Below are 18,838 nucleotides of genomic sequence, written 5' to 3' on the forward strand. Positions count from 1 at the left end.
AACTTAAAGGTCATTCCGATGCCCCTTACCTAAGGGAAGGACTGCATGGCCAGTCTCGCGTCTCGCCGGGCGCGAGAATCCAGACGCGATCTGCATCGAGGCCGTGATGGCGCGCCTCGACCTGCAACCGCTGCGGTGGTTCCATGATCGGCTCTTCAGCCAAATCGAAGGTCCCCCAGTGCATGGCGAGCAGGTGCTTGGCTCGAAGATCAAAGAAGATCTGCACGGCCTGTTCGGGCGTACTGTGCACGAATTTCATGATGAAGGGGGGAAGATAGGCGCCGATGGGGAGCGCCGCGACGTCGATGGAGGGCAGGCGCGTGGCAAGGTCGTGAAAGAGCGACTCGTAGTAGCCCGTGTCTCCGGCGAAAAAGCAGTGGCCCGTCAGGCCCTGCATTGACCAGCCGCACCACAACCGTCGATTATGATCCCACAGCGTGCGACCTGAGAAATGCTGCACGGGCACGCAGGTGAGCAACAGGCCGTCGATCTTCTCGGTATCCCACCAGTCATACTCCTCGACACGGGCGATGCCCCGATCGTGAAACCAGCGTTTCAAGCCCAGCGGCACGAGAAAGCGTGGCGCGTGGCGCGTCGCCAGCCGGTGTACGGTTGGGAGATCGAGATGATCGTAGTGGTCGTGGGAGATCAGGACGACGTGAATGGGCGGGAGCAACTCGAACGGAAGCCCTGGCGGCACCAACCGTTTGGGACCCGCAAAGCTGACGGGGCTCGCCCGCTCCGACCAGTGCGGATCGGTCAAGACGTTGAGGCCGTCGAGCTGGATCAGCAGCGTCGTGTGGCCGATCCACGTGATCGTGGCGGTATTCGTATTGTTGCGCAGCCGCGTGCCGTCGTTCACTACCGGCACGAGAGCACTGGCCCGTGGGCGGAGCGTCGTCGCCCAGAGGCGCGACAGGACGAATCGGAACCGATCCCAGCCGGTGGGGGCTGCGAACGCCGGATTTACGTTTTGAAACCGCCCGCCGTTATGGTGGCGCCGATCAGGCATCACCCTGCATTCTAACCCGAGTGGCCGGGTGCGCCGTACGTGTCACGTTCTCACGTAGCCGGTCGACCGATAGGCGCGGGAGCCTCCTCACGTTAGCATGTCGGGAGACAGAAACGAGGAGGGGTTATGGCTGCGAATCAACTACAAGGCATGCGAGTCGCTATCGTGGCGACCGATGACTTCGAACAATCGGAGTTGACAGAGCCGAAAAAGGCATTGGAGAAAGCGGGGGCTCAGGTCACGATCATTGCCCCACACGACGGGGAGATCCAGGGGATGAAGCACGACGAGAAGGCGGATCGGGTTCGCGTGGATCAGGTGTTGAAGCAGGCCGATCCTGATGAGTTCGACGGCGTCGTGATCCCGGGCGGCGCCCTCAATGCCGATAGCCTGCGGATCATTCCAGAAGCCAAGAACTTCGTCTCACTTATCGATCAAGCCGGAAAGCCGATCGCCGTCATCTGCCACGGGCCTTGGTTGCTGGTCTCGGCCGGCTTGGTCCGGGGACGGAAGATGACGAGCTACCACACGATCCAAGACGACCTACGCAATGCCGGTGCGCAATGGGAGGACCTGGAAGTGGTGCGGGATCGCAATTGGGTCAGCAGCCGCAAGCCCGCCGATCTTCCGGCCTTCAACCGAGAGATGCTGTCCCTCTTCGCCGAACAGCATGGACGCAAGGCGGCAAGCGCCGCCTAGTGCAGAATCTGCTGCGCGGTAGTGTTTATGCTCGCCGCGCAGCATGCCTTCCTCATTTCAGCTGCTCATGTGCGAGCAGCTTGGGTTTCGCATCCCTAGTTGCAATGGCTGTTGCTTCACGGGTCCTGCCACACGCCGCGCTTGGCGCGGCGGGCGTCTTCTTCCAGGTCGATCAATCCTTCGTTGATCAACCCGGCCGGAACACGCGCCCATCCGGCCTTGACCATTTCATAAGCCAGTGACCGGCCGTCGGACAGAAACACATCGCCCCAGATTCGTCTTTGCCGATCGTGTCCGAGCCGCTTCACCGTGATCGACTGCCCATTCACCAGGCTGGACACGAACGCTTTCGCCTCGGCTGCATAGCGCTGCTTGGCCGCCGGACAATCGATGCCGGAGATACGGACGGCGAGAATTTTGCCGTGATAGCGGGCGGTGAACTCTTCGCAGGTGCGGACGGCGAGTGCCACGACATGAAGCTCCGCGTCGGGACTGCGACCGGACGCGCCGTCCCCCAGGAGAGCGAACATCGCGAGTATCAGTAGGGAGGACCAACGGAGCATGGCGCTCCTTTCGGGTCGAACCTGTTGTAGCGCGTGCCGGCGACTCTGGCTAGCGGACGGCGACTTACCGGCCAGGTATCACACCTAGGCGGCCTTCCACCGAAGCGGGGCTCCGGCGGAAGGAGACCTCGGCCCATGTGAGGGGCGACCCGAATTACTTGACGATGTCGAGGAGTTCCACTTCGAAGACGAGCGTGGCCCCAGGCTTGATCTGCGGCGGCGCGCCACGGTCGCCATAGGCGAGATTCGCGGGACAGACCAGCCGGCTCTTGCCGCCCACCTTCATCTGTTGCAAGCCTTCGGTCCAGCACTTGATCACTTGACCAAGCGGGAACGTCGCCGGCTCGTTCCGCTGCACGGAGCTATCGAATACGGTCCCATCGATCAGTGTGCCGTGATAGTGGACCTTCACCGTGTCGGTCGCTTTCGGCGATGCCCCTTTGCCCGGCTTGATCGTCGTGACGATGGCCCCCGACTCAGTTTTGATCGCGCCCGGCTCGGAAGCGGCTTTCGTCAGGTACGCCGTGCCCGCCTTCTTTTCCGCTTCGGCGACCACTCCCGCGCGGGTCTGCTGGAGTTGCTGAATCTTGGGACCAAAGGTCTGCAAATCAATCTTCTTCGGCCGTTTCAAGATCCCGTCCGTTAATCCGGCCTTGACCAACTCCAACTCCTGTTCACTGAGATTGAACGTTCCAAGCGATTGGCTTACGGCGAGTCCCAGCGCGTACAACGTCTTCTGTTCATCGGTGGTCGGCTCCGGGGCGGCGGCCCACGCAACGGGCGTCGCCATCGACAGCAACACGACCAATCCTGACCTGATCATCCGCATAGCGGTCCTTTCTGTTGTGAGTGGCGAGTTGACCCGGCGTCGACATCGCATGGAAGGCCGATGCCGAAACCGGTCCGTTACAATACGGTACCGTCTCCGCAGACTCAACTTGTTTATTTGAGACGGCTTCCTCACGAGGCCGGCGTATCGTCGTGCGATCCGGCCTGCGCGCTGCCGCGCGATGCGAGACCGAACGCGACAAAGAGCACCGCGGCCAGCAGCGACAGTGTCGCACCGAGCAGGAACGGCGCGGCGGGTCCGCGGACATCCCAGAGCCGGCCGGCAACGACGCTGGCCGGCAGGATCGCAAGGCCGACGATCATGTGGTAGAGGCCGAAGCCTGTGGCTGTGCGCTCGCGTGGCAGCATGGTGGCCAAGTAGGCTCGCTGCACACCATCCGTGAGCCCGAGATACACGCCGTACATCCCGAACAACAGCGCCGCGTGCCAGGCCTGGGAGGTGAACGCCAATCCGGTATTGATAGCTGCGAACAGGATGAAGCCGACAAGGACGATCGCCGAGCGTCCAATACGGTCGGCGAGAGCGCCGGCCGGCACCGACATCGCGGCGTAGAGGATGTTGAGCGCGAGATAGCTACCTGAAATCCACGGCGCCGGCATGGCAACACTCTCTGCACGAAGGATCAAGAAGGCAAGGCCGGAGTTGCCCAGAGAGAAGAGCGCAATCACGATGAGAAACCGGCGGCACGAGGAATTCAACCGACCGAGAGACCGGCTCGCACGCAGTTGACGATCAGACGAGCGACCGTCGCCCCGCACGGCGGTCACGATGAGCGCGACGGCCACAAGACCGGGTACGACGGAACACCAAAAGACGAGGCGGTAATCATCGGGCCAGATGCCAAGCAGTACCAGCGCCGCGGCCGGTCCGATCACCGCCCCGCACGTATCCATCATCCTGTGAAATCCGAATGCGACGCCCAGACGATCCGGCGTGGTGGAGGCGCTGATGATGGCATCGCGAGGTGCCGTGCGGATGCCTTTCCCGACCCGATCGGTCCATCGCGCCGCGAGCACCGTCCCGGGCGCCGATGCCAGCGCCAGCAACGGCCGCGAGGCTGTGGAGAGGCCATAGCCGAGTCCCATCAGCAGCCGGTTCTTTCCGAACCGATCGGCCGCCAGACCGGACACCATCTTCAGCACACTCGCGGTTGCTTCCGCGACACCTTCAATGAGGCCCACCATTGATTTGCTGGCCTCCAGCGTGTTGACGAGAAACAAGGGGATCAGCGGATAGACCATCTCGGAGCTCACATCCATGAAGAAGCTGACCCAGCCGACCGCCCAAATGTTTCGTGGGATGCCGAGCTTTGAAGACGGATCAGCGGGAGAGACGGTGGCGGCCATGCGGCGCGTGCAGGTCTTGGATCGGGCCGAGCGGCACGATGCGCGTGGGATTGATGTGATCGTGAGTGACGTAGTAGTGGCGCTTGATGTGATCGAAATTGACGGTGTCGGCAATTCCGTCCTGTTGGTAGAGATCTTTGAGGTAGCCGAACAAATGTGGGTAATCGGCGATGCGGCGGAGATTGCACTTGAAATGGCCGTGATAAACCGCGTCGAAGCGGACGAGTGTCACGAACAGGCGCCAATCGCTTTCAACGATCTGTGCCCCGCATAGATAGCGTTGATCGCGCAGCCGGGCGTCAAGTTCATCCAGGGCATCGAAGAGCCGGCGGACGGCAGACTCATAGACGCGCTGGGACGTCGCAAAGCCAGCCCGGTAGACGCCGTCATTGACGTTCTCATAGAGGAAGGCGTTCAACGCATCGATTTCGGATCGGAGCGCAGGCGGGTACAGGTCCAAGGGGCTGTCAGTGAAGGCCTGCCACTCGCTGTTGAGCATCCGCATGATATCGTCGTCGGAATTGCTCACGATCCGTTTCGTGACCGTGTCCCACAAGACGGGAACGGTAACGCGGCCCCGATAGGATGGATCGGTGGCGAGGTAAGCCTCGCGCAGATAGCGGAACCCATTCACGGGATCAGCGGAATGCCCGGCGCCGTCCTGAAAGGCCCACCCACGGTCGTCGCGGATGGGATCAACGACCGTCATCCCGATGACCGCCTCGAGCTTCTTGAGCTTCCGCACGATGATCGTTCGGTGCGCCCACGGGCACGCGAGCGACACATAGAGGTGGTACCGCGCGGCCGCCGCCGGGTATCCGGAGCGGCCGTCGGCCGTGACCCATTCGCGAAAGATATCAGTTTGTCGCCTGAAAGCCCCGTCGGGGGTTTGCTCATGAGGGAATTGCGCCACGGTCGTCATGGTGCCGTCGCGCTACTGTACGCGATGGGTGCCGGCGGACGCTAGGCCAAAAAGCGCTCAGGGCGGAGGGGAGACGGATCGATCGCGCGGAAGGCTGGCAGGCTTCGCGCTATTGGTTCCAGGCTTTTCGCTCGCTCCACTTCACCGGTTGCATATACGCACCCAGGGAAGCGAGCGCCGCGAGCACGACCAGCAAGAAGAGCGCAACCACGAGTGCCAGCGTGGCTTTCACAGAGGCTACCATGTTTCTCCTCCATGCGAAGCAGTTGTCTGGATTCAGTGTAGAGCCAGAAGCCGGAGGACGCAATTGGCCTAGAGTCGTACCTCCGGCGACTCGATATCGTGTCAGGAATTTCTCGAAAAACGAATAGATTCTGCGCGACGGGGAAGCTTTTGCCTCTGCTCACCAGAATCCCGTGCGTGAACCGTGTGGCGGCTTTGCTCATCCTCCTTGAACACTACCGACTGGGGGCAGATTCGTTACGCGGGCCGGACCGTCAGCGTGCCGCTTCCACTTGGGGTGCCATTCAGGGCGTCGATGACGCGCTTGGCTTCCTCCGGTGACTGCATTTCAGCAAATCCTATGACAATCCGATGGCCGTTCGAAGAGACGATCAGTTTAGTCCACACTGCCTTCCCGTATGGCAGCAGCAGCGATCGGAGTTCGTCCAGGGAGCAGCTTTCGTCGAGCCCCGTAATCCAGACCGTCGTGCTGGTGGTCCGGTGTGCGGCACTGCCGAGTCTGAGTCGCGACGCTTCGATGGCCCGGTTCACGGCCAGCACGAGCGCATCGCGCTGGAGCGGCTTCTGAAGAAAATCGTACGCGCCCTGGTTGAGAGCCCTGGTCGTCAACTCATCGTCGCCGTGACCGGAGATCAAAATGACCGGGAGCCAGGGTTTGCGTTGCCTGATTTCTCTCATCAGCGTGAGGCCGTCCATACCGGGCATCTTTACATCGAGGATGACGGCGCCGAAGTCGACTTGATCGACGAGATTCAGCGCCTGATGCGGTGACGCACAGGCGGTGACGAGGACGTGCGGTACTCGGTAAGAGAGTGCTTCAGGCAAAGCGGCCAACAGTACGGGATCATCGTCCACGAGGAGCAGCGTCGTTACATCGCCTTGGCTGTGTGTCGCCATACTGAAGCCCGGAATGCCAAACGCCGGCTACCCTGCCTTGCGGAATATCCACGTGTCAAGAAAAAGATAGTACGTAGGTCTCGGGGACGGGCGGGGACCTCGACGGGCGCAGGAAAGGATCATCCGCTGTTGACTCTGGTGGAAGACAGGCGCGTCGTGCCGGCCGTCCTCAGCCGCGTAAGAAGCAACGCGATCTGTCCGAGAATGACAAGGCCGATTCCGACGGCGCAAATGATCCACAATGTCAGGTAAACGACCATGACCGCCATAGCTTACGCCACCTCCACGCGTTCCTCCGGTAGTAGACCGTCGGATAGCCGAATGACCGATCCCTTTAAGCTTGCCCCGTCCAGGCGACGCGCTTGATCGGCCGCCTCGCGCGACGCGAACAGAACAAAGCCAAAGCCCAGACAGCGGCCGGATCGATGCGTCGCGAGAATCACGCGGAGTGGATGAAACGGGGCAAAGAACTGCTCGAGTTCCCTCTGAGTGAGATGAGTCGGTAGATTATCGGCGAATACGGCTACAGACATACGGCACCTCCTCGCCCACGTAGTATCCCGCTCCCTGGCTCAGGCAGCAAGTCGAGAGGCGCCTTACACGTATCGGGGTACGACCAGATAAGGATCGCGGGATGAGGGCATGGGGAGAATGAAGTAGAGCAACTACGCACGTCACGCGGCTCGAGCGGCTAGGCTATCCAGAACGTCAGCTGGCAGGAAACCGGCCGGTCGGAGACATACTGACTTCTCATAAGGTAAAGATCCGCTGACAATTCGAACAGGGGTCCGTTCTCATACTGAGAGGTGGTGTATGGATGATCCAACCCGGAATCTCGCCGCGACGCTTCTCGGTGCATTGCTCGGGCTTTTAGCCTTTGCCCTGATCATTTTCTTGATGTCGCCATTCGCGAACTCGGGCGGCTTCGGGTGAGTATCGAAGCAAAAAGGGCGAGGCGCGTGACGACCGAGGCCTAGTCTTGCCATTCTTTCCGAGCCAACGACTCGATCCCCGTACCACCAGGTGAGAGGCCTGCGGAAGGAGTGCCGGGGAGCGAGCGCTCCCCGGCGAGCAGCCGAAGCAACAGCCTATTCCTTTTCGATGCGCTTGAGCGTCGTCACGTGTCCCTGCTCGGTGTGATAGGCCTTCACCCGGTCTCCAGACATCACCTTGTCCATCTTGGTACTGCTATCGATATGCAACCTTACCTCTTTCCCGTCTTCATCCCGAATTCTGATCGAGTTGGCATCCACGTTGAGGACCGTGCCCTTCACGGCATCTTCCATGATGCGTTCCTTCATCGACGGGGACGCCTCCTTCTCCTTCATCGGATCGGCCGCTTGCGCTGCGCCTACGATGCCGGCCAGGAAAATCCCTGCAACTGCAAGCATGCGCATCGTTCTTCGCATGGCATTCCTCCTTGGTAAAATGCTCCGTAACACACCAAGAACCCATTGGCCTATTGTCAAACACCGGCCGCCGAAAAACCATCGGTCAAGCGGCGCGCAAACGTCGTAGGGCTGATTACAGCGAGCAAACTACGAGATGGGACTGTGGGGCAGGCGCCGCGCGTCATAGGGCTACCAGCTCGTTGTGGTGCGCCCCTCCATACGATCGTTGCTCCAGAAGTATGGAATGTCGCTATGGCCATGACTCTCCGACAAGTTGCCACGCCTTGCCGCATTCGTTTCGACGCCTGCATGAGGTCATCACATGGCCTGAACCCGCAGTGACGATGCCCCTCTTCGTGACACCACTCGACCGGCGGAGAAACGTTCGAGTCGCCTTGCATACGTGATTACACTAAGGTATGATGGCTCCCCCTGGAGGGCGGCCATGGCTGCGCGATTGCTGCTTGTCGACGATGACCCCGTAGCGGTGCGCGAACTTGGAAAGGCATTGCAGCGTGCCCTGCCGACTATTGCGCTCGACTGCTTCACGAACTCCCGGGACGCCCTCCTAAGCCTGCGTGCCCACCCGTATGCCGTCGTGCTGACCGATTACCACATGCCAGGGCTCAACGGCCTCGCCTTACTTCAGGCTGCCCGGGAAAGTGGATCGGAAGCAATCTTCATCCTGGTGACGGGCGAAGCTAATCCCGTAATGGTTGCTGACGGCTTGCGGCTGGGCCTCTTTTACATCGTGCCGAAACCGGTCCCGATGCTTACCGTCCTTACGATGGTCCACCAGGCACTCGCCGTATACGAATTACGACAAGAGGTGGGGCAACTCAGGCAGATACTTGCGGAGACCGGCGCGAGCCTCGGCGAAGTCGTGCATGGAATGATACGGCCAGAGGACGAATCGCAAGGCCAACTGCCGTATGCTGATTGACTCCGCCCCTTCCGGCTATCCGATCCGCAATTCTGAGATGAGGTGGATGTCCGACTAAGCGCTCGATTTACTTACGAGCGCGTCCGGTAAGCTGCTGGCACCAGACGAGCCCGCCGCATGAGCGTGCGAACGGCGCGGCTCGCTGGCACTCTTCAGGCACGCTTCTCGGTGAGATCAATTCGTCTGTCGCGCGAGACTGAAGACGGTGTGCCGAAGTGCGGTGGTCGTGATCACGACATGCTGCCCTTTCTGTTCGGCCCGCTCAGCTCGACGCTGAGCCGCCTGAATCGTGCGATGTCGAAAGGCGGTATTGTTCACCCAAACGATATAGGGGGCAGGCACCTGTCGCTTCATCAGACCACTCCCTTCCTCTTGTGTCCCACACGCACTCGCACGGTAATCCGCAAACGTCCGGTATTTCCAGGCCCAGCCAATTGGCCCCACTGCCCACCGGGGAGCTGAGCATAGTGGGCGAGGCGCAGATGCGCGGTGTTCTCATCCGCCTCATCGAACCGTGGCTTGCGTCTGAACCAACCAAACAGCACACCGACGCTGCACATCGTGCAGTAAGCCTGTATACTTACGACCTGCTTCCGTCAAGCCGCTACCGATAGCGCTCATCATAGCTAGATAGTAGTACGCATAGCGTAGCGTTGCCCGGCCCTGAGCCATCCCTCGAAAGCGAGACATCACCTTTTCGTTGACAGTGATTGGTGTTGTGAGCGATCGGCATCGAGACCCCCATCGGTCCGAGCGGGAAACACAGTATACGGGATTCCATTCGTCGGAAACGGGCTCCTTCAATCTTGATAGTCGGGCCCGTACGATCGTGTTGAGCGGTTCGGTGGCTCGTCGGATGCCGCGTCAGGAAAATCCTTACTACTCCAGTCCCTCATCTTTTGAACGACGCGCCAATCTTCGGGAGCATGGACGTGCCAGCTATCGAGAATTAATGTACGGCCTAAGCCCATCATGATCACACGCAAGGAGGCCGCCATGGCACATCGCTGGTTCATCGTCCTACTGCTCGTTCTGTCGGCTACTGAAGGGTGCGCGACAAATGTGTATCGAGAACAGGAAATCACGCTCTCGGAGCATGCCCGAAAATTTCAGGCGCTCTTGACTCGTGAGCAAGTCGAGGCGGCCATTCATGAGAATCAAGCAATCGAGTTAATGGGACTGCGGGTGAAGGCTGGACGACTGCCCGGCGTGGGGACGGCAACGGCGCAAGACCTTGAGCGACAAGGAGCGCTGCTTGAGTCGGTTCGGGAGCAATCAGCGGTCAACTGGATTGCTCTTGCTCAGTACTTTGCGACGCATCAGCGGTACGATGCTGCCCGCGCCCTGTACCACAGAGTCATCAACACGTCGGGCAAAGGCGGAGATCGCTTGTACGGTGAGTACGCACAGCAAGCGCTTGATGATCTCGATGTCTTGATTCTCGGCCGCGGCCTGGGAGAGCCACCCGTGATGCGACCGGCCGTCTCAGCGTTACAGGCTCCAAGCCGTTAACGGTGGAGCGTAAGCGGATGCCAGCCGTGCACCAAGCCGCCTGCCCGTTGCGGGCGCTACGACAGTGCAATTGCTGGAAATGGCGGAGGGGGCGAGATTTGAAAACGTTGATGGGAGAGAGACTATAGATACTGATCGGTCTTCATCGTATTCTTCTCAATTAGTTAGAGAAGAATCGGAGGAGGGCAGGGAGGCGATAAAAACCGATCGAGAAAAATAGTTCTGCCACAGTTTAGCCACAGTGCAGGTGCTTAGAGATTAGGGATTGGGAATTAGAGCGATGGGAGATTCTTTCTCGGATGTTCTCGATCACCTCTGCCTTATCGAAACGCGGCAATTGCCGTTAGGCAACCATGGCAAGGCCGAAACAGACAGAGGAAGTGAGCGAGGATCGGAGATGGGGGATTACAACAAGGCTTGCCCCTGCTTCACACGCTTCAGCTCGATCTCCAATTCCATCATTTTCAGCTCACGCCCCACGACTACGTCGTGAAAGCGTTCTAAGTCGGCAATCTTTTCCCTCAAGGCTTCTTGTGAGCGTTCTAGGGCCTCAACCTTTCGCTGAAGCTCCTCGTTCAGCCGCTGAATTTCCTGCTCCGCCCGCCGTTGTGCCGTGACATCCCTCGTAAAGCACCGAGTTCGCACGAACCGGCCGTGCTCAAAAAGCCCATTCGAGTGAATCAGTACGTCTTTGATGCTGCCATCTTTGCACCGCAGCCGGGCAGGATAATCATACAACGCCTCCCCATGCAGTAACCTACTGAGCAGGTCCTCGATGACGTGCTGGTCTACGTGAAACGCCGCGATGTGATGCCCGATGTACTCCTCCGGTTCATAGCCCAAGAGGTCGAGTTCCGCCTGATTGGCCCATTGAATGATGCCGTCCGGTCCAACTTGATGGAGTCCCACCACACAGTGCTCGACAAAATCGGTCAGTTCTCGCTCGCGGGCCATCAACCGTGTCTCGACCTGATGACGCTCAGCCACCTCTGCCTCCAAGGCCTGCGCCTTCTGCTCAAGAAGGGCCATCGCGAGATGCATCTGGTCCCCACTGCAGAGACGTTCGGTCTCGCCCCCGCCCGGCACGACATGGCTGTGCTTGAGCGATAGCGCAAGAAACGCCTCGCTCTGCGCGGCCCGAGCGAAGCGGGACATGGGGTACGCGCAGAAGAGCGACAAGGGGTGCACGCTCGCGAGTTCGTTCCACAAGTCCTCCAAGCTCGCCGCCCCGCGAACGTTTCCCTGCTCACACAGGAGAGCGACCATCTCGCCGAAGGCCCGAAGGGGCCGGCCGTCCTCGCGAGCCGCGGACACAAGGCCTCCAATGACGCGCATGAACGCGCCGCGATCCGGCTGCTCGTTCACTAGAAACTGCGCCAGCGTCTCGGCCGCATCAAGCGCAAGATAGCGACCGTCAGTGACGAAACGGTCAACATCAAGGCCCTCGCTCTTCAACCTCGCCTCCAGTGCTTCACGGTGCGAGGAGGTCGCAATCACCAGACATACGTCCTCGCTGTGGAGACCGGCGCTCATGTACGCGGCCAAGCTCTCGATCAGCACTTCTTCATGATCATAAAATTGGACGACATGCGCTGAGTGAGGCGACTGTGTTGCTGGGGAAACCCCTTCGACCTTCATGTGCAGCCTCCCGTTTGGAATCTGTATGATAGTAATTGAGGCTGATCGTTTCAAATGGCGAACCACGCCGAACGAGCGTGGGGAAGGACTGGAGGGATTGCCTCGAAGACTCGTTGCGGACCTCGGAGGGCGAGATCAAGTTTCTACGGCTACAAATTGAGCATTGTGGGACCCACTGAAAAATAACAACCCGTAGTGTGGCGCGTGCGATAACGATCATCGCACGTCCTGAAAATGCCCTGCCTGTGACTTAGCTGTGGAGGACTTAAGTACTGGCCCCTAAAATGCCGTAGGCTTGAGACTGACAAAAAGGGCGTGGCCCCTCAGAAGAATCGGAAAAGTGTAGAGGGCCTATAAAAACCGATGGTGGCCGATAGTTGCGCCACAGTTTGGCCACAGCAAGGATACTGATCTTGGTACGTCATGTGCCAGGATCTTTCCTCAGCAGGGTTGTAGGAAACTCACGCCGCAGGAGTTGAAGGGCGGCTTCGGTTCGACGACGGGATGCCTGATCAGGAAGAGAACCTTGAGGAACCATCACCGTGACAGTTGTTCCTCTTCCACAATCGCCCGAAATGGTAACAATTCCATTGAAAGGCCTCATGCGCTCTCGCATTCCGAGTAATCCGAGCGCGTGCGGAGAATCCATTTGTCCCTTTTCAAGTCCTACTCCATTGTCCGCGATGGCCAACGTGATGGTGCGAGAGTTCTGCTTAAGGAATGTCGTAATCTTTGTTGCCTTGGCATGACGAACGACATTGGTAAAGGCTTCTTGGAAGAGGCGAAACAAGGCTATGGCCAGGTCGCCCTGGACTTGTACGCTTACGTCAAGGTCTTTTTCGCACTCTAGTCCTGCGCGGCGACAGTTGACATCGAGATAGGAGTGGAGCGCTTCAGTGAGGCCATGTTCAAGGAGCGGGGGACGGAGTTCCATCGCCACCTGTTGTACGGTGAGGATCGCGCCGTCTAATTCCTTCAAAATGTCCTTGGCTTTCGCCTCAAGTTTTGCGTTCTGTCTAGCATGCTTATAGAGGGATGCGACATCAAGCTTGAGGACGGCCAATGAACCGCCCAGTTGATCATGAAGTTCACGCGCCAATCTAATCCGCTCTTCCTCCCTCACGGCTTCCATGCGGGCCGCGAGGACTTTCAGTTCATCGTTTGAACGAGCTAGATGAGCTTCGGTACGCTGGTGGCAAGAGACAAATAAAACGATTGCGACAGACATAACGGTAAACAGACTCAATCGCAGTATCGCTTCGGAAGAGTCGATCCCTAGAGAGAACTGGGGAGCTATCAGATAGTAGTCAGCGGCAATTGTGGCAAGGAACACGCTTAACAACCCAGCGCCTAGGCCGCCGTACCACGCGCAAAAGACGATGCCACCGAGAATGATGAACAGACTAGAGGCCTGGGAGAGTGCAGGCAGGTAAACAGTGATAATGATCGATAAGGTGAGGATGATAAGCGAGGCGGCATACCGGCGGAGAACGACCCAGGGCAAGGCGAGAGAGGCGATGTTCAGCATCCAAAAACCGCGAAAGCCCCAGAAAACCCACTAACACAGGTGGTGTAGTCGCAAAGAGCAAAGAGATACCCCGGAGTGGCAGCGTTCGTCTATCGGCCGATTTCTTACATTCCTGAAGTGATAAGCTCGATGATGTCGAACAGCGATAAGAAGCCGATGCAGTCGATTGAAGTGGTATTTGTGGAGCCGCCCAAGCGGAATGAGCAGCCAGCGCTCCCTTGAAAGAACCCAGAGGGAGGCGGGGTTTGACGCTTCTCGCTGGCGCATGCAAAGCGGTAGGGCGAGCACAGAGAACGGATATAGATGAACATCAGTGTTGCCTCGTGATGCCAGCCAAGCTGAACATCGCCTCAACTATGGCGTTCCGGTTTCTCCCAGCGCCGGGAAGCGGCTGGTGTATTCTTCTTCGTAGATATCCAGCGCCACCAGCACGAGCGCCAGCAGGATCGGCCCCACGAACAGCCCGATCACTCCGTACGCGGCGAGCCCGCCGAGGAGGCTAAAGAACAAGAACAGGGTCGGCATATGAGCATCGTGGCCAATGATCATGGGCCGCATGAGGGTATCCATGATGCCAACGACCACTCCAGCGCCCCAGGCGATGAGCGCGAGTCCTTTCCACACCGGTGCCGTCGCAAACAGGTAGGCCGCGACCGGCCCCCAAACCAGCACCGTCCCCCCAAACGGCAACAGGGACGCAATCGCGGTCAGTGTGCCGAGGACGGCGGCAAACGGGACGCCGAAGACGGCATAGGCGACGCCGGCCAGCGTGCCCTGTAGCACCGCCGTGAGCACGATGCCTTTCACGACCGTCCCGACAGTGTGATCGAGCCGCGCGAACACCTTTTCCTTATGCCGCTCCGGCAACGGGATGAGGCGATAGAGTCGGCGCCCATACTCAGGGCCGTCCTTGTAGAGAAAAAACAGGGCAAAGAGGATCAGGAGAAAATCGAGGACGACTTCCACAACATTCTTTGCCACGATCGACCCTCGGCTAACGACAAAACCACCAACCGTTTGCACCAGATCCGCCACATTGACTTCGCTAGTGCCCTGAAGAACCGCTTCGCCTTGGCCCACCAGCCAATGGCCGAGGAGCGGGATGGCTTCGAGCCGATGCAGCAGGGCCCGCGGGCCTCCCTGGGTGCTCCATTGTTGCAAGGCCACCGTCGCCTGCGCCAGTTGTTCAATCACGACTCCCCCAAGATAGAGGAGCGGACCGACACCCAGGAGCATCACGAAGATGGTAAACAGGGCAGCGGCCAGTTCCTCGCGTTCCCCAAGACGGCGGCTGACCCATCGATAGGGCCGATAGGTCAGATGCACGAGGAGCATTGCCCACAGAAGCGGGACGACAAAGGGCTGAAATACGGTCCAAAGTTGCGCCAACAGCAGGACGAGCAGCGCAAAGAGCCTAATGTTAAAAATTGGGTCCGCGTCGGCCACATGCCGCCATGCTACCCGACGCGACTCACGGCTGACTGTCAGTATTCGCCTGGTGGGGCTGAAAGCGTGGAGACCGCGAAGAGCATAATCGAGAGGCACCAGACAATTCGGTCCCTGTGGTCACTAATCCGACATGCTGCCATCCGATGGTGGGAGGACAATGCCTTGCGGCTGGCCGCCTCTCTCTCGTTCTACACGGCGTTTGCCTTGTCGCCCCTACTCCTGATCGTGATCGCGGTCGCCGGCCTCTTCTTTGGCGAGGATCTGGTCCAACAAGCCCTTATCGAACAAATCACTCGCCTCGTCGGGAGTAGCGGTGCCGAAGGAGTCGGCAGCATGCTGACCAGTGCCCGACAACCGACGCGCGGCCTCGTGGCGACGATTGTGAGCGTGGCGACGCTGTTGACCCTTGCGACCGGCGTGTTCGTGGAAATGCAGGACGGGCTCAACACCTTATGGCGGAGCCCGGCACCGGAAGACCGACCACTGTGGCGGGTGCTCAAGGAACGGGTGCTCTCGTTTCTCCTCATTCTGGGATTAGGCTTCTTGCTCATCGTCTCGCTTGTCCTCGACACTATCCTCGCCGGGCTGGGCCAGTATCTCGGCTCCCTCGTCGTTCTGCAGGCCGGTCTCCTCTTGCTCGTGAATCTAATCGTCTCGTTCCTGGTCCTCACGACGCTCTTTGCCATCATCTTTCGGTTTCTCTCTCGTACTCGGCTTCCCTGGAGAGCGGTGTGGATTGGTGGAGGCGTCACGGCTCTCTTGTCCATGCTTGGCAAGGTCGCGATTGGCGTGTACATCGGCAAGGCGGGCGTGGCGTCGGCCTATGGCGTCGCCTCCTCGTTGATGGTCATCCTGCTCTGGGTCTACTACTCCTCGCTGATTTTTTATTTTGGTGCCGCCTTTACCATTACGTATGCCGACCACCATGCCGAATAGATGGAGGCGATTGTGAAAGGCATCTCGATGCCCCACAGGCGCCCCATTACGGATGCAAGAATCGTGATGCTCCTCAGGTGCTGGCCACATCCGGTGCGACATTCGTCCGTAGCCAATAGATGTCCAATCGCTCAACGAGGCGCTGAAGATGATCAAATTGCACGGGCTTGACCAAATACGAGTTCGCTCCAAGTTCGTACGCCTGATTCACATCGGTAGCCTGCGCGGAAGATGTGAGAATAACGACCGGAATCCGTTTTAAGACATTCTGCTGTCGAATCCAGCCGAGAACCTCTAACCCTGACTTCTTTGGCAGCTTAAGATCGAGGAGAATCAGTAAGGGAAGCGGATGGTGAGTACGATCGGCGTAGTGGCTCTGTCCCGCCAAATACTCAATCGCGCTTTCACCGTTCGTCACGACATGAACAGGATTTGCAATGCGGCATTTTTTAAATGCCCGGCGGACCAGCACAATGTCGTCCTCGCTGTCTTCGACCAAAAGGATCATTTCCGATGTCGTTGCCATTGGGGCTTGCCTCCTGCAATTCAATTCAAAACGTACTACCGCACCCGGGAGTAGAATCGACGCCATAGCGGCCGCCCAGTCGCTCCATCGCTTTCCTGACAATCGCCAGGCCAACGCCGGTGCCGGGATACTCCTCGGTGCCATGGAGTCGCTCAAAGACCGCAAAGATTTTGCCCTGGTGTTCCGCTGCGATCCCGATCCCGTTGTCGTGCACCGACAGGCGGAGCCACCCGTCGCGCCGCTCGCTAAAAATTCTTACTAAGGGGGATGTGCCCGGTGCGACGAACTTGAGCGCATTGTTCACCAGGTTCATAAACACTTGGGCGAGCGTTGTCCGCTCCCCCATCACAATGCCCAAGGGTCGTCTGACGGTGAGCTGTGCCAATGACTCTTGCAATGGCGTGCGCAATGCCTCGACGACGTCCTGAATCACCGCATCAAGATTTACGGGTTGCGGTTCAATATTGAGCTGGGCCAGTCGGCTGTAAGCCAAGAGATCGAGAATGAGGTGATCCATGCGTTCGACGGCCTTGCAAATCCGACTCAAATAGTCTTTGCCCTCGTCATCCAAGCGCTCGTAATAGTCCTCCAGGACGGCCTTCGCAAAGCCTTGCACCGAGCGCAAGGGAGCGCGAAGATCATGCGAGACGGTAAAGCTGAACGCCTCTAACGCCTCGTTCGACTCGCGCAAGGCCGCCGTGCGCTCCTTGACCCGCTGATCCAATTCACGGGCGAGCTGGCGCAACTGTTCTTCGGCCTCTTTCTTCCCCGTAATATCCGTGTTGAGCTCCACAATCGCCAATGCCTTTCCCTCCGGGTTGGAATGCAAGACCCAGCGACTGAGGACAATTACCTCGCATCCCTGCTTGTTGCGATGTCGCAGTTCCCCCTCCCAAACGCCCTTCTCGAAGAGGTGCGCCTTAATCTCCTGAAGGGGGGTTGGGAATGATGTGTGCAAGAGGTCATGCGAACATTGACCGACAGCCTCCTCGCTGGAAAACCCATAGAGCAAGCGATCGCCATCGTTCCAAAAAATTATTTTGTCGTCGAGATTCCGAACCAAGACATTGGCATATTGCAGCATCGCTCGCTCGCGCAGCGCCTGCTCAGCGCGTCGGTCGTCGGTCAAATCGCGGGTGACCTTTCCAAACCCGACCAATCGACCGTTGTGATCCCGAAGGGCCGTGATCAGCACATCCGCCCAAAACGGCGTCCCCCCCTTGCGAAGGCGCCATCCTTCATCGTGGGCCCGACCTTCTATAGCTGCTCGTCGCAGCAGGTCTTCTGGCTTGCCGGCTTCGCGGTCTTCGTCCGTGTAAAACCGGCTGATGGGTTCCCCAAGAATTTCCTGCGCCGTGTATCCTTTCACCCGTGCTGCAGCAGCGTTCCAAGTTGCCACCCGGCCTTCGGGATCAAGACTAAAGATGGCATACCCCTTGATGTGCTCAATCAGGAGACCCAACCACGGTTCGCTGTGTCCAAAGGCCGATCCTTCAGCATTCTCCACAGAGTACCCCCTTCGACACTATCTGCTGGCCGATATTAGCCCACCCTCGGGCGCACCATGCATCACCGGTGAGATAAAAATCCCTCAATGGCTATTGCGAGGCCAGTGGAGATCGGAGGCTCAACGGATCGTGCCCCGCTCAGCAGAATCTGACGTACCTTATTCGGTCCGCAGATGGCTCGGTAGTTGATTTGGAAGGCTGCGGTCCGGTGAGGTTGGTCAAAGACAAGGCTCTTCACGTCTATGCGATCATCGGAATGGACTCGGTGTAACCATGCCTCCATCGACGCCTCAGTGTTGTAGGGATCTAGCCCCATTAGCGCATAGAATTCCCTCGACCAATACATCGTGCCATTGTTCGCGTCCCAGCGATAGAACCCCGCTCCCGCTGCTTGCGCTGCAGCATGCAGATGCTTGGCATCTTCAAACCCATCGCGTAGTACACTCGTCAGTTTTGCTGCTAATGCTTCAGCCTTTCGATTCGCCGCAAGGGCCTCATGGCGAAGCGTAGCCTCTCGGAGCGCCCGCCCTAACAAGGCGGAGAAAAAATCTCGATCAAACGGTTTCTCCACAAACCAGTACGCGTTCGATTCAAGGGCCTGGACCGCCAAGTGTCGGTCACCATGGCCGGTAATGAGAATGACAAGGGTATGTGGAGCGAGTGTTTGGCTTTTCTTGAGAAGTTGAAGACTGTCCATCTTGGGCATCTTCACGTCCGTCAGCAGTACGTCATAGTATTGCTGCTGCAAGCGCTCGACTGCCTTAATTGGATCGTCCGATGTGTCGATAGCAAGGTCGGAGAAGCGTGTGCGAATAAGCTCTTCTAGTGTCCTGTCTCTGAAGTACGTGGAATAAGTTGTGCATTGGTGGTGTCCT

The 18,838-nt window shown here is 58.7% G+C and carries 20 protein-coding genes; 4 read left to right on the forward strand and 16 right to left on the reverse strand.

The genetic code is table 11. The features are described from left to right. Positions 1 to 25 precede the first annotated feature (25 nt). Positions 26 to 1,012, reverse strand: coding sequence for an MBL fold metallo-hydrolase (locus AC1U7K_RS10790; RefSeq protein WP_480251268.1), 987 nt, complete (start codon positions 1,010 to 1,012; stop codon positions 26 to 28). Positions 1,013 to 1,138: 126 nt separating this feature from the next. Here AC1U7K_RS10790 and AC1U7K_RS10795 point away from each other — a divergent pair, with 126 nt between their 5' ends. Beyond that, complete coding sequence (locus AC1U7K_RS10795; protein ID WP_480251269.1) at positions 1,139 to 1,711, forward strand: type 1 glutamine amidotransferase domain-containing protein; 573 nt, start codon at positions 1,139 to 1,141, stop codon at positions 1,709 to 1,711. A 116-nt stretch (positions 1,712 to 1,827) separates the two neighbouring features. Here the strand turns inward: AC1U7K_RS10795 and AC1U7K_RS10800 are convergent, their stop codons facing one another. The 8 genes from AC1U7K_RS10800 to AC1U7K_RS10835 all read right to left on the reverse strand — a co-directional run bounded on the left by AC1U7K_RS10800 (position 1,828) and on the right by AC1U7K_RS10835 (position 7,941). Further along, a complete protein-coding gene (locus AC1U7K_RS10800; RefSeq protein ID WP_480251271.1) occupies positions 1,828 to 2,274 on the reverse strand; it encodes a thermonuclease family protein in 447 nt (148 codons plus the stop codon). A gap of 154 nt (positions 2,275 to 2,428) precedes the next feature. Further along, positions 2,429 to 3,103, reverse strand: a complete 675-nt coding sequence (locus AC1U7K_RS10805; RefSeq protein ID WP_480251272.1) for an FKBP-type peptidyl-prolyl cis-trans isomerase — start codon at positions 3,101 to 3,103, stop codon at positions 2,429 to 2,431. A gap of 131 nt (positions 3,104 to 3,234) precedes the next feature. Further along, entirely contained in the window at positions 3,235 to 4,470 is a 1,236-nt protein-coding gene (locus tag AC1U7K_RS10810; protein ID WP_480251273.1) for an MFS transporter, read from the reverse strand. After that, the gene (locus AC1U7K_RS10815) at positions 4,445 to 5,392 is read right to left on the reverse strand and encodes a glutathione S-transferase family protein (RefSeq protein WP_480251274.1); all 948 of its coding nucleotides are present in this window, start codon (positions 5,390 to 5,392) and stop codon (positions 4,445 to 4,447) included. Before AC1U7K_RS10815 ends, AC1U7K_RS10810 begins: the two co-directional genes overlap by 26 nt. A 109-nt stretch (positions 5,393 to 5,501) precedes the next feature. Further along, positions 5,502 to 5,636 (reverse strand): hypothetical protein, encoded by a 135-nt coding sequence (locus tag AC1U7K_RS10820; RefSeq protein ID WP_480251275.1) that lies wholly within the window; start codon positions 5,634 to 5,636, stop codon positions 5,502 to 5,504. A gap of 236 nt (positions 5,637 to 5,872) precedes the next feature. Next, on the reverse strand, positions 5,873 to 6,532 hold the full coding sequence (locus tag AC1U7K_RS10825) for a response regulator (protein ID WP_480251276.1): 660 nt from the start codon (positions 6,530 to 6,532) through the stop codon (positions 5,873 to 5,875). Between the two features lie 272 nt (positions 6,533 to 6,804). Beyond that, positions 6,805 to 7,065, reverse strand: coding sequence for a hypothetical protein (locus AC1U7K_RS10830; RefSeq protein ID WP_480251277.1), 261 nt, complete (start codon positions 7,063 to 7,065; stop codon positions 6,805 to 6,807). A gap of 555 nt (positions 7,066 to 7,620) precedes the next feature. After that, positions 7,621 to 7,941, reverse strand: a complete 321-nt coding sequence (locus tag AC1U7K_RS10835; protein WP_480251278.1) for a hypothetical protein — start codon at positions 7,939 to 7,941, stop codon at positions 7,621 to 7,623. 427 nt (positions 7,942 to 8,368) lie between these two features. On the opposite strand from AC1U7K_RS10835, the gene AC1U7K_RS10840 reads away from it, so the two are divergent. Continuing rightward, positions 8,369 to 8,866: a response regulator gene (locus tag AC1U7K_RS10840; protein ID WP_480251280.1), complete on the forward strand. Its 498-nt coding sequence runs from the start codon at positions 8,369 to 8,371 to the stop codon at positions 8,864 to 8,866. A 174-nt stretch (positions 8,867 to 9,040) separates the two neighbouring features. Here the strand turns inward: AC1U7K_RS10840 and AC1U7K_RS10845 are convergent, their stop codons facing one another. Beyond that, positions 9,041 to 9,220 carry a hypothetical protein gene (locus AC1U7K_RS10845; protein WP_480251281.1) on the reverse strand — a complete coding sequence of 60 codons (180 nt, stop codon included), beginning with the start codon at positions 9,218 to 9,220 and terminating at the stop codon, positions 9,041 to 9,043. A gap of 642 nt (positions 9,221 to 9,862) precedes the next feature. Here AC1U7K_RS10845 and AC1U7K_RS10850 point away from each other — a divergent pair. Further along, positions 9,863 to 10,378: a hypothetical protein gene (locus AC1U7K_RS10850; protein WP_480251282.1), complete on the forward strand. Its 516-nt coding sequence runs from the start codon at positions 9,863 to 9,865 to the stop codon at positions 10,376 to 10,378. A gap of 405 nt (positions 10,379 to 10,783) precedes the next feature. Here AC1U7K_RS10850 and AC1U7K_RS10855 read toward each other — a convergent pair whose 3' ends face one another. The 3 genes from AC1U7K_RS10855 to AC1U7K_RS10865 form a co-directional block, all read right to left on the reverse strand. After that, on the reverse strand, positions 10,784 to 12,016 hold the full coding sequence (locus AC1U7K_RS10855; protein WP_480251284.1) for an MEDS domain-containing protein: 1,233 nt from the start codon (positions 12,014 to 12,016) through the stop codon (positions 10,784 to 10,786). A gap of 421 nt (positions 12,017 to 12,437) precedes the next feature. Continuing rightward, positions 12,438 to 13,544: an ATP-binding protein gene (locus AC1U7K_RS10860; RefSeq protein WP_480251286.1), complete on the reverse strand. Its 1,107-nt coding sequence runs from the start codon at positions 13,542 to 13,544 to the stop codon at positions 12,438 to 12,440. A 354-nt stretch (positions 13,545 to 13,898) separates the two neighbouring features. After that, positions 13,899 to 14,990 (reverse strand): AI-2E family transporter, encoded by a 1,092-nt coding sequence (locus tag AC1U7K_RS10865; protein ID WP_480251287.1) that lies wholly within the window; start codon positions 14,988 to 14,990, stop codon positions 13,899 to 13,901. A gap of 165 nt (positions 14,991 to 15,155) precedes the next feature. Between AC1U7K_RS10865 and AC1U7K_RS10870 the strand changes: the two genes are divergently transcribed. Further along, positions 15,156 to 15,929, forward strand: coding sequence for a YihY/virulence factor BrkB family protein (locus AC1U7K_RS10870; protein WP_480251289.1), 774 nt, complete (start codon positions 15,156 to 15,158; stop codon positions 15,927 to 15,929). 73 nt (positions 15,930 to 16,002) lie between these two features. On the opposite strand, the gene AC1U7K_RS10875 is transcribed toward AC1U7K_RS10870, so the two are convergent. The 3 genes from AC1U7K_RS10875 to AC1U7K_RS10885 form a co-directional block, all read right to left on the reverse strand. Continuing rightward, the gene (locus tag AC1U7K_RS10875; RefSeq protein ID WP_480251290.1) at positions 16,003 to 16,455 is read right to left on the reverse strand and encodes a response regulator; all 453 of its coding nucleotides are present in this window, start codon (positions 16,453 to 16,455) and stop codon (positions 16,003 to 16,005) included. A gap of 25 nt (positions 16,456 to 16,480) precedes the next feature. Then, positions 16,481 to 17,962 (reverse strand): sensor histidine kinase, encoded by a 1,482-nt coding sequence (locus tag AC1U7K_RS10880; RefSeq protein WP_480251291.1) that lies wholly within the window; start codon positions 17,960 to 17,962, stop codon positions 16,481 to 16,483. A 62-nt stretch (positions 17,963 to 18,024) separates the two neighbouring features. Continuing rightward, on the reverse strand, positions 18,025 to 18,838 hold an 814-nt coding region (locus AC1U7K_RS10885), incomplete at its 5' end, for a response regulator (protein ID WP_480251292.1).

The organism is Nitrospira sp. Vd2 (genome assembly GCF_979581665.1).